This window comes from Burkholderia sp. BC1, from assembly GCF_052683555.1.
The window spans coordinates 1-8,163 of the sequence record NZ_JBQYLP010000122.1 but is presented as its reverse complement, the minus strand read 5'-3'; the positions used below and the strand labels follow the sequence as shown (position 1 = coordinate 8,163).

Sequence of the window (8,163 nt, the reverse complement as noted above, 5' to 3'; positions counted from 1 at the left end):
CGGCTACGTCTGCGATGACCGCCGAGCCGAATAAATCAGCGTTTCCCTAGTAATAACTACACGCTGAGGGACCATGCTGACGTTGGATTTGCTCGTCATAGAGCGACTGGTTGTTCATCACATCAATCAACGGGATGCGGACAGAAACGTCGTCGAGCCAAATTACGCTGACGACTTGCTGCACTTGCCGCCGGGAGCGATGGATATGTTTACGCGACGGATTGTGCAGGCACTCGGGCATCGGTCGCACGGTATCGAGGTCGATATAAGAGACGCGGGTCCGGGCAGCTTTTTTCAGAATGCTGCCGATGCTATGCATGCTGACGAAGGTCAATTCATGGCGCTGAGTCGCCAGATGGCGCATGACTTGGCTGCTGCGCAGGTCACGCGGGATTTGCCGCCGAGCAAGCTTATTGTTGTTTCGGGCGTCGTGGGCAGAGTGCAACGCCGATTTATGGCAGTCATCAAAGCAGAAATGCAAGATGGGTTGGGTGAGACTAGACACGGTCGGCAGACTCAGATTGACTACCTGACGAATATCTTTCTTACTGACAGTCAGCGTCTGTATAAGATTGGCTACGTGCAACAGATCGGCGGGAATGCGGGACGTGCTCAGCCGTACCAGCGGGAGCATTTCGTGATGCATCTTTTCGACCACTTGATGACGGGGACCGAGACAAGAAGCGCTGCGCTGTATTTCTACAGCGGGTTCATGGGCGCTGACATCGCTGCCTCAGACAAGCGTCTGACACAGGACTTCTACGAACGTACCATCGAGTTCATTAACTCTCGCGGCTTCGAGCCAGAGGACCGTATGGATCTTGTCGATGCGTTGCGTTCAGAGCTCCGGAGCAACAAACAGACCCTCAGCGTGGCCGACTTTGGGGATGAACACTTTGAGCGAGCTACACGTGACGAGTATTGCGATTTCATGGAGCGTGCCAACTTTCCGGTGCATGCAGTATCCAAGAACACGGAGTACATCAAAGCGAAGCTTAAACGGCGACAGCGAATGGTTTTTTCGGGGGACGTAGTGATTTCTACGCCACCTGACAAACTGAAGGAGCTTGTTTCTATCGACACGTCTGTTGATGGGGTAACTACAGTTACCATTAACGGCACACTTCAGTCACAGGAATGACCCAAGACGAAGTCGATAAGTGGCTTGGCGATCTATCTCCCGCACTTGAGGAGTGGGGGAAATTTGTCGTCCAGCGAGTCACTAATCGGGTGCGAGGCGAAATCGGAGAGCATAGGTATGGATCCTTCTTCAAGGTGGAGCCGACCTATCGTGTGAAGAGTGCCAAGTCCGCTTTTGAGAAAATCGACAGGAAAGGATACACAGATCCCGGCAGGCAGATCACGGATCTAGTGGGGGCACGCTTCATCGTTTTAGTGCGCACGGACATCGACATACTACAGGAGGCTTTGGCTCACTGCACAGACTGGACGCTTAGCAGGGAGCGGGACCCGTCATTCGAAATCAGCCAGGAGCCAATGGTCTTCGACTATCAGTCGGTCCATTATCTCGCAAGAAATAAGAGCAAGCTGGTACTCAACGAGGTTGAAGTGCCAGCGGATCTTGCGTGCGAAGTCCAAGTGCGAACGTTGTTGCAGCATGCATATGCGGAACTTGTGCATGACAACATTTACAAGCCAGCGGGCGTAGTGCCATCGTCCACGAAGCGACTAGTTGCTCGGTGCATGGCGCTGATGGAAACGACGGACAGCATGTTCTGTGAGGCGCTTGAAGAGTTAAATCAGGTGAATACGGAGCGTGAAGAATGGCTTCGGTTCTTGCCTGATGTCTATGCGCAAGTCACGGGGTATCGCGATGTGTCAGCTAGTGACGACGATACAATGACGGTGTTGAGCAAATATCGCGACTGGCTAACGCAAACGAATCGAGAAAAATTGCGCGAGCTCGTTACTCTGCCTGCTCTGGCGAAGAAGATCGCCGGCCGTGTTGGTAGCGACTCTTTGTTCGATCGACCAATGTGCCTGCTCGCATACTCGTTGATTGACGAACACGGCTCGGCTGCGTTCGAGTTGTGGCCTATCGAGAGATATGCGAACGACGTACAGACGATCATGGCGGATCTCGGAAAGGCGAGCAAGGTGCGTTAAACGTCGCGAGTCTCGCAGAGGCGAGAGACCTGATGTTGTCGCGACTATTCGGGAGATACTCGCTGGTAGTGCTTAGCGAGCAACTTCTCCTTCTTCAGGCGTTGGACTTAAAGAAACCCATGCTGCGACTCCGTCTCAATAGAACTCTTTCTCTTTCACTGCACGCAGTTCTTTCGAGTTACATCTTGGGCAGCGGGCGGGAGGAGACGACCTTCTTGATCGCCAGTTGTAAAAGCATTTTTCGCATGCCATCTCGCCGCGCCAGACAAGATAAAAGCGGTTTTGTGAGCACAGCTTGCGTAAAAATCTTTGTTCATCTTCAAGCTTGCTTGTCATTGGCTTGGCCCCAGCAGCCCAATATATCGAGTCGAATTGCTTTGTGTGTCAATTCTAAACTGGCGTGTCGATCAAGCCGCAAAGCCGTGATAGCTGCCAACCGCCACGGCTGCATCAACGAATCGTTTTGCAGTTGCGTGATCCGTAATTACAGTCTTTCCATCTATGGCTAGGTAGATGCTGTCCTCGGGGTAGAACGAGAAGCGGCCAAATTCGACGTCCATTGAGGTTTTGCCGCTTTGATCCAAAACAGTCTTGTCAAAATACATCGTGACCGCCATGATTGTTCTCGCCCGAGTTGACGATGTTTCGTGCTATCGGAGTACGCCATTCTTGTGACATACGATGAGGTTCGCTTGTTCCTCGATTTCGCTATTTGAAATTGAGATGGGTGCAAAGCGCGTAGGGTAGTTTGGAGTTCTGATGATGGCGCCCTGAAATATCTTGAAGCCAGTATATCCGCCAAACTTATTTTTTGCATTTACGTAGCCGCATGCAGTATTACCGTCTGCGCTAATCCGTATTTCGCGGAATTTTGCGCTATCTGGGTCAGTTAATTCGTGAATGATGGCTTGCTTTATCGCTTTTTCATCTTCGGGGCTGACCGAGTTTTGCGCGTAGGAGAGTGCCGGAGAAACTGCAAGCAAGAGGGCGCTCGCCGCCTTAGAGGTGAATCTCATTGTGAAGTCCCCGTTAAGTTGTCAGCTTGATATTCAACCTTATACCACATCGTAGCTGGAATCGGGGTGTCGCCGGGATAATCGGCGCATGAATGATAGCCAACACCATAAGGACTACCCGTCACTTACCATCGCGCAGATTCGCGATCTGGTTGCATTGGTCCGGGACAGCTTCGGAGGCAATCTCCCATGGACCAGCTTCATCGAACGTCTGTTGATGTCGCTCGAAGACATTCCGGGATTCGAGATGAGCGATGTTCCTCCATCGCTGATTGACTTGGCATGGGCTGAGTACGTCGGCCATCGCATCGAGTCCTGATCGCTACTTGTGCCGCTTGCTCTTTGCTGGATGCTTGGCCTTGAGCATGCCAGCGAATTGCTGAACAAAATTCACGACGAGTTCCCGCTCGTCGCTATCCAATCCATTGAGCGCATTCGCAATCATCGCCAGTTGGTCGTCCGGCCGCTTCGATCCACGTTGCAATAACTGGTCGACCGAGCAGTCCAGCGCGTCGCTGAGCTGCTGGAGCCGATGCAAGGTCGGCATCCTCGTACCGCGCTCCCATCGACTAATCGCCTCCTGTTCCAGATCGATCATCTCCGCAAGCTTGGCCTGAGTCAGACCGCGTGCGCGCCGTTGTTCGGCAATGGCGGTCCCGACACGAGCAGCAAGCAGCGCGTCTTCGGCATCGTCGGTGGGCGAGGTAGGGCGGGTAGTCATAGGCCGATATGGTCGTCTTCATTCCGGTAGTGATGAACAACCATAGTGGAATGTAATATTCCAATATGGTTGAATTCGAGGCGACTTTGCCGTATCGTGCGGAAATGCCTGAGCGGTCGGGGATAACAGCGAACGCCGTCGGGCAAGGGCCAATTCAGAAAAATCAACGACCTATGACCACGAACGATCCTCTTTCCCGGTTTCACGCCTTCATGACCGCCTATGAGGGATGTCGAGCGTCGGCGCTCGCGAGCGCGTTGCAGATGACGCCGATGGCGGCCAGAGCACTCGGACTGATCAATGCATTTCCGGGCATGACCCTGCACGAACTGAGTTGTGTTCTCGGCGGCAGCCAGGGGCAGGTAATCGGCGCGGCATTCGACCTCAAGCATCTCGGATATATCGACATCACCGAGGAGAAAAACGACAATCGCCGGTGCGTTCTCCAGCCCATTCGCGACCGAATGTTCGGCTTCGATGGGTATCAGCGGCTCGTGAACAATCTGGCGGCGGACGCCGGAATCGCCGAACGCTTGGAGGCGTTGCTACCGCTGTATCAGGACGTTTTGATGAAAGCTTTGGAAGAGTTGCAGGGAGACGCCCAAAACGTTCAGTATCAAGCGCAGCGGCGGATTCTCGCGCGGGTGGTGTGACCACACGGCCACGTGTGTTGTGTTGGATCGGAGATAGCGGGATCGAAGGGGCGACGTCGGCATATTCCCGAGGCGCAGCAAGCTACTTGCGACGCTGATTTTTCCCGTGACCGGACTCGAACGCGAGCATATCGCTCGGCGGGACGTTCAAGGTTTCGGCTAGGACGCAGATATTGTAGAGCGCGATGTTTCTCTGACCGCGCTCGATCCCGCCGACATACGACCGCGCCAAGCCCGATTCGAGGGCGAGTTTTTCCTGCGACCAGCCTTTCGCCTTTCGCAGTTCCACCAGCCGTTTTCCGAACAATTCGAGCGGGTCGTAATCCATCGTTGGATGTCCATGAACATCCGTTGGAGGGTATGGATTTGACCTTTATGAAGCCACTCTCTATGAGGACACGCACTATAAGTTACAATTTGCCGTCTGGATGGGGAGCGTGCCCCGTTGGCTCTACTCCCTGATGATCGTTTCCGCGAGCTAGGTCAAAGTCCGTCCGTGTGTTCACTTCATCGGTTGCTGGCAGCAGGCTTCCCCTTACAATGGCTGGCCTTGGTTTCGTGCCTGATCCTGATGATGCTTTCCATTCGGCATCTCCGTCCTTCCGCCAAAGTGATTGTTGTTGCCCTTGCCGGGTGGATAGCTGCGGCATCGATCGTCATTGGTGTTCTTGTTGCCTCCGAGATTGCCCGTCTGCGAAGAGAGTTCGTGGGCCAGAGTGAGACGACCTACGAAATCGTTCGCCAGCGGCTCGACCAGAATGAAGCCGTACTCGCCGGCATCGATTCCCTGCTGCACACGTTCCCCGGCGTGGAGTCGAAGGGCTTGAGCGATTACGCTCACCAAATGCTGACGCGCTATCCGCACATCTACATGATCGAGTTGCAGCCGCGCGTGGAGCTGGCTGACGTCGGGAAATTCGAGGCTTGGGCAAGAAAGAAGGTCACGCTCGGGTACTTCATCAAAGATTACGGATATGGGGGCGAGCGGAAATGGCATCCTGCATCGACCCGCTCTGTCTACTATCCGATAACCTTCATGGAGCCGCAGGAGCCGGCTGCTCTTCCGGTCCTTGGGCTGGATGTCTATGCCGACAGCAAGTTTCGGGGGGCGATAGACAAGACCATCCGGACAGGGCGACCGTCGATTTCCGCACCCTTCGACCTGTATGAGGGCGGGCGGGCTTATCTGATCTTCAAGGCCATCTACAGTAGCCCTCCGGAAACCAGCAGCGTTGCAGTACGAGCACAACTCGCGACCCGAGTTGTTTCGATGCTGATTGGAGCGGCCCCACGTATCTGAGGACACAAGGACTCTCTTAAAATGAGGGATAGTCTTGTGCCTATCAGTAAGCCTAGTCATTACGTGGAAAGCATCGAAATTCTGACCGAGCCGGAGCGCCGTCGTCGGCGCACGGCGCAAGAGAAAATCGCCATCGTGCAGGAGACACTTGAGCCGGGAGCATCGGTGTCGGCCGTGGCGCGTCGGCACGGCGTCAATGCCAACCAGGTGTTCGGCTGGCGCAAGCAATACCAGGAAGGCAGTCTGGCGGCGGTGAAGGCAGGCGAAACCGTTGTGCCGGCATCTGAGCTGGCCGCCGCCATCAAGGAAATCAAGGAACTGCAACGGCTACTCGGGAAGAAGACGCTGGAGGTCGAAATCCTGAAAGAAGCCGTGGAATGGGGCCGTTCAAAAAACCTGATTGCGCGCTCGCCCTTGCTGCCGGGGGACGACCGATGAAGACGGTCTGCGAAGTTCTCGGCGTGGCGCGCTCTGCCGTGGCGGTGAAGCGAACTCGCTTGTCTGACTGGCGCGATGGTCGCCGTGCCCGCGTGACCAATGACGCTGGACTGGTCGAGGAAATTCAGACCCATGTAGCGCATCTGCCGACTTACGGCTACAGGCGTGTCTGGGCGCTGTTGCGTCGCAGTCGGGAGCAGACCGGTGCGCCGTGCGTCAACGTCAAGCGCGTGTATCGGGTCATGCGTGAGCATCAGTTGCTGCTGCGCCGCCCCGGAGTGCGGCGAGACAAGCGGCGGCATGACGGTCGCATTGCCGTAGACCGCAGCAACACCCGCTGGTGCTCCGACGGCTTCGAGTTCCGGTGCGACGATGGTACGCCGCTGCGCGTGACGTTTGCGCTGGACTGCTGCGACCGCGAGGCGATTAGCTGGGCAGCAACGACCGGCGGGCATAGCGGTGATGTGGTGCGCGACGTGATGCTGGCCGCCGTCGAGCAGCGCTTCGGTACCACACGGGCCGCGCAGCCCATCGAATGGCTGTCGGACAACGGCTCGGCCTACATCGACCACCGTACGCGCAGCTTCGCTCGCGAACTGGGCCTTGAGCCGCTGACCACGCCGGTACGTTCGCCGCAGAGCAATGGCATGGCTGAATCGTTCGTGAAGACCATGAAGCACAATTACGTTGCCTATATGGACAAGCCTGACGCACCAACGGCGCTCTCGCATCTGGCTATCGCGTTCGAACACTACAATGAGCGCCACCCGCATAAAGCCCTGCAATACCGCTCGCCTCGCGAGTTCAGGCGTAATGCGGTGTCATCAACCTAACGGTGTCCGCGTGTCCTGAGTTACAGGGGCAACTCCAGTGGCGGAGTCGCCCGCATCCGCATAAGACGGAGCAACGATGTTGCCCTCCACCGAAACAAGGGAGCGCCGCGCTTGGGCAAGACCCGGGGGCGTGACGATCGAGGGAGGATTCAGAGAGGCTCGGCGGGCAACTGGAGATTCGGTTGATCCCAACCTCGGCGCTCGGGTCATCACTGCCAGAAGCGCGCCCGGCGGAGTGCCCTCCGGCCGGCCGGGCCGCTCGGCTTTTGCAGTCGATGTGGCCGGCCCAGCATCATCGCTGGCCAAAAGATTGATCGAATCACTGCTAGGGCGCGAGACAAGAATAGTAGGGTTAGTGCCGGACATGACTTTTCCCATGTAAATGAACGATTGAAAGCCGAACCGAATGGCGTTTGCGTGCCGCTCGTTGGCAATGTCATCGGAATGACATACGCCTATTTTCGGCTTCGTCGATGCGTTCGCTCCGCACGGGACGAAGTTATGGCTCAGTGGGCGAATGGCTCGCGCGGCTCCGGCGCGAAAGCCGGCTTGCGCGACGCGTGCCTGTCTCTCAAGCGAGGGCTTGCGCTTTTTGCATGACCCGTCGCGTAACGAGTTCGCCGAGGGCAACGTCGGCGAGCCCTATGCCAAGCGATTTAAAGACGGTGATATCGCCTTCGTCGCGCCCAAGAGAGTCGCCGTTGGCAATCGCGCTGCCAAGCTCGACCACCTCTTCCCAATGGATTACCCCGGCAGCGGCCATCAACAGATCGCCGGCTTCAGCCTTTGCTTGCTCCAGCGATTCGACGACGATGAGGCTGGCGCGAGAAAGCACCGTATCGTCGATTTCGCGTGCATTCGGTTTGCTTGAGCCGATGGCCGCGACGAATGTGCCCGCTTTGACGTCGGCGCCATCGAAGAGCGGCACGGCGCTTCTCGTCGCGGTGACGATGACGTCGGCGGCTTTCACGGCCGCCTCGGCGGACGACGCATCGAAGCGCACTTGCGGAAAGAGCGCCTGCATCTGCGGATTTCGGCGATGGTGATCAATCGTTTCGGCGAACGTGATCAGTCT

10 protein-coding genes and 1 pseudogene are annotated in these 8,163 nt (G+C 56.4%); 6 read left to right on the top strand and 5 right to left on the bottom strand.

From position 1 onward, the window contains the following. Nucleotides 1–73 precede the first annotated feature (73 nt). Both ACSHSS_RS29170 and ACSHSS_RS29165 read left to right on the top strand, forming a co-directional pair. Nucleotides 74–1,141 carry a nucleoid-associated protein gene (locus ACSHSS_RS29170; RefSeq protein ID WP_006411705.1) on the top strand — a complete coding sequence of 356 codons (1,068 nt, stop codon included), beginning with the start codon at nt 74–76 and terminating at the stop codon, nt 1,139–1,141. Beyond that, entirely contained in the window at nt 1,138–2,127 is a 990-nt protein-coding gene (locus ACSHSS_RS29165) for a GTP pyrophosphokinase (RefSeq protein WP_051003637.1), read from the top strand. Before ACSHSS_RS29170 ends, ACSHSS_RS29165 begins: the two co-directional genes overlap by 4 nt. A 407-nt stretch (nt 2,128–2,534) precedes the next feature. Here ACSHSS_RS29165 and ACSHSS_RS29160 read toward each other — a convergent pair whose 3' ends face one another. Continuing rightward, a complete protein-coding gene (locus tag ACSHSS_RS29160; RefSeq protein ID WP_035948117.1) occupies nt 2,535–2,744 on the bottom strand; it encodes a hypothetical protein in 210 nt (69 codons plus the stop codon). A 33-nt stretch (nt 2,745–2,777) separates the two neighbouring features. Continuing rightward, a complete protein-coding gene (locus ACSHSS_RS29155) occupies nt 2,778–3,143 on the bottom strand; it encodes a hypothetical protein (RefSeq protein ID WP_105756504.1) in 366 nt (121 codons plus the stop codon). An 88-nt stretch (nt 3,144–3,231) separates the two neighbouring features. Here ACSHSS_RS29155 and ACSHSS_RS29150 point away from each other — a divergent pair, with 88 nt between their 5' ends. After that, nucleotides 3,232–3,462: a hypothetical protein gene (locus ACSHSS_RS29150; protein ID WP_035948119.1), complete on the top strand. Its 231-nt coding sequence runs from the start codon at nt 3,232–3,234 to the stop codon at nt 3,460–3,462. A 3-nt stretch (nt 3,463–3,465) separates the two neighbouring features. Here ACSHSS_RS29150 and ACSHSS_RS29145 read toward each other — a convergent pair whose 3' ends face one another. Further along, on the bottom strand, nt 3,466–3,864 hold the full coding sequence (locus ACSHSS_RS29145; RefSeq protein ID WP_045594010.1) for a helix-turn-helix domain-containing protein: 399 nt from the start codon (nt 3,862–3,864) through the stop codon (nt 3,466–3,468). A gap of 173 nt (nt 3,865–4,037) precedes the next feature. On the opposite strand from ACSHSS_RS29145, the gene ACSHSS_RS29140 reads away from it, so the two are divergent. Next, entirely contained in the window at nt 4,038–4,517 is a 480-nt protein-coding gene (locus ACSHSS_RS29140; RefSeq protein ID WP_006411716.1) for a MarR family transcriptional regulator, read from the top strand. 82 nt (nt 4,518–4,599) lie between these two features. Here the strand turns inward: ACSHSS_RS29140 and ACSHSS_RS29135 are convergent, their stop codons facing one another. Beyond that, nucleotides 4,600–4,845: a helix-turn-helix domain-containing protein gene (locus ACSHSS_RS29135; protein WP_006400871.1), complete on the bottom strand. Its 246-nt coding sequence runs from the start codon at nt 4,843–4,845 to the stop codon at nt 4,600–4,602. A 117-nt stretch (nt 4,846–4,962) separates the two neighbouring features. Here ACSHSS_RS29135 and ACSHSS_RS29130 point away from each other — a divergent pair, with 117 nt between their 5' ends. Together ACSHSS_RS29130 and ACSHSS_RS29125 are read left to right on the top strand one after the other, a co-directional pair. Continuing rightward, a complete protein-coding gene (locus tag ACSHSS_RS29130; RefSeq protein WP_006411709.1) occupies nt 4,963–5,817 on the top strand; it encodes a CHASE domain-containing protein in 855 nt (284 codons plus the stop codon). 21 nt (nt 5,818–5,838) lie between these two features. Further along, nucleotides 5,839–7,088 (top strand): IS3 family transposase gene (locus ACSHSS_RS29125; RefSeq protein WP_258171806.1). Its coding sequence is split into 2 segments (ribosomal slippage): nt 5,839–6,205 and nt 6,205–7,088, totalling 1,251 coding nucleotides; the frame shifts between segments, so codons are not numbered across the junction. A gap of 571 nt (nt 7,089–7,659) precedes the next feature. On the opposite strand, the pseudogene ACSHSS_RS29120 reads toward ACSHSS_RS29125, so the two are convergent. Beyond that, a pseudogene (locus ACSHSS_RS29120) lies at nt 7,660–8,163 on the bottom strand (ornithine cyclodeaminase family protein); the annotation flags it as partial.

Coding starts and splice junctions, on each gene's coding strand:
- ACSHSS_RS29165 (WP_051003637.1), top strand. CDS start 1,138: ATGACCCAAGACGAAGTCGATAAGTGGCTTGGCGATCTATCTCCCGCA.
- ACSHSS_RS29140 (WP_006411716.1), top strand. CDS start 4,038: ATGACCACGAACGATCCTCTTTCCCGGTTTCACGCCTTCATGACCGCC.
- ACSHSS_RS29150 (WP_035948119.1), top strand. CDS start 3,232: ATGAATGATAGCCAACACCATAAGGACTACCCGTCACTTACCATCGCG.
- ACSHSS_RS29135 (WP_006400871.1), bottom strand. CDS start 4,845: ATGGATTACGACCCGCTCGAATTGTTCGGAAAACGGCTGGTGGAACTG.
- ACSHSS_RS29145 (WP_045594010.1), bottom strand. CDS start 3,864: ATGACTACCCGCCCTACCTCGCCCACCGACGATGCCGAAGACGCGCTG.
- ACSHSS_RS29155 (WP_105756504.1), bottom strand. CDS start 3,143: ATGAGATTCACCTCTAAGGCGGCGAGCGCCCTCTTGCTTGCAGTTTCT.
- ACSHSS_RS29160 (WP_035948117.1), bottom strand. CDS start 2,744: ATGGCGGTCACGATGTATTTTGACAAGACTGTTTTGGATCAAAGCGGC.
- ACSHSS_RS29170 (WP_006411705.1), top strand. CDS start 74: ATGCTGACGTTGGATTTGCTCGTCATAGAGCGACTGGTTGTTCATCAC.